At 32.3% G+C, this 951-nt stretch carries 1 protein-coding gene and 1 pseudogene; both read right to left on the bottom strand.

Going from position 1 to position 951, the window contains the following annotated elements; translation table 11 throughout:
* Positions 1-28: 28 nt before the first annotated feature.
* A pseudogene (locus CDG59_RS14930) lies at positions 29-421 on the bottom strand (transposase family protein); the annotation flags it as partial.
* Between the two features lie 37 nt (positions 422-458).
* Positions 459-782 carry a helix-turn-helix domain-containing protein gene (locus tag CDG59_RS14925; protein WP_162622378.1) on the bottom strand — a complete coding sequence of 108 codons (324 nt, stop codon included), beginning with the start codon at positions 780-782 and terminating at the stop codon, positions 459-461.
* Positions 783-951: the final 169 nt, after the last annotated feature.

The following is a 951-nucleotide window of genomic DNA, read 5'->3' as shown; positions in this document are numbered from 1 at the left end:
TAGACTTCCTTCATAAATCATTTTTCAATCAATTTAATTGTTTATCTTTCACCCAATCTAAATTGTATATGCCAGCAAGTAAATTAAACCGCAGGTTTAATCTTTTACGACGATTTCTATATACACAAGATAAAATCTTAAAACATTTCATCCTTCCAAATACATGCTCTACTTGAATTCGTCTACGACCAATCTCTCTATTTAACTTTTTTAATTCAGAATCTAGTTTTTCAGTTTTCTTTGCTTTAGATGGCATGAGGCATCCAAAACCCAATTTTTTTATCCCTAAATACCCCTTATCAACAATAAAAAAGGGCTTAAATTTTAATTTCCTCATACTTTTTTTAAATATTTTAAAATCATGCATGCTTCCATGACTTCCACATACACTCAGTATTTCACCTGTTGTATAGTGCATAGATAGCTGAAATTTAAAGGTATGTCGCCTTTTTTTACCGCTATACCATTTCTTCTGTTTTTTTTGGACGTTGAACTAATATTTCAGTTGCATCAATCACAACAACTTCCCAATCCACTTCATCTCGATTAGGAAGTTGTTTTGGCAAGTTAAATTTTCCAGAACGGATTAAGGTATCTTCAATAACACGTGTGATACGAATTGCACTCGTTTCAGATACACCGTAACTCATACCAAGATGGAAAAATGTTCGATATTCTCTCCAATATTCTATACATAAGAGCAAACGATCTTCCAACGGTAATTTATGCGGTCGTCCTTTACCAATATGACCAGGTAAATGCTTATTTAGCTCGGCCAACATGAGGTTAAATGTAGCCCAACTAACACCGGTAAGCCTACGAAACTTAACGTCTGATAATTTTTGAATATCTTTGAATTTCATCCAAGGATTATCTCTTGAATTAAATAATTTTGCTGATTAATTTAAGATCAAATAAATTGTACGTTTTTTGATTTATGACGGAAGTCTA

Source organism: Acinetobacter sp. WCHA29 (genome assembly GCF_002165335.1).
GTDB lineage: Bacteria > Pseudomonadota > Gammaproteobacteria > Pseudomonadales > Moraxellaceae > Acinetobacter.
This window is presented reverse-complemented; position numbering and strand designations above follow the sequence as displayed.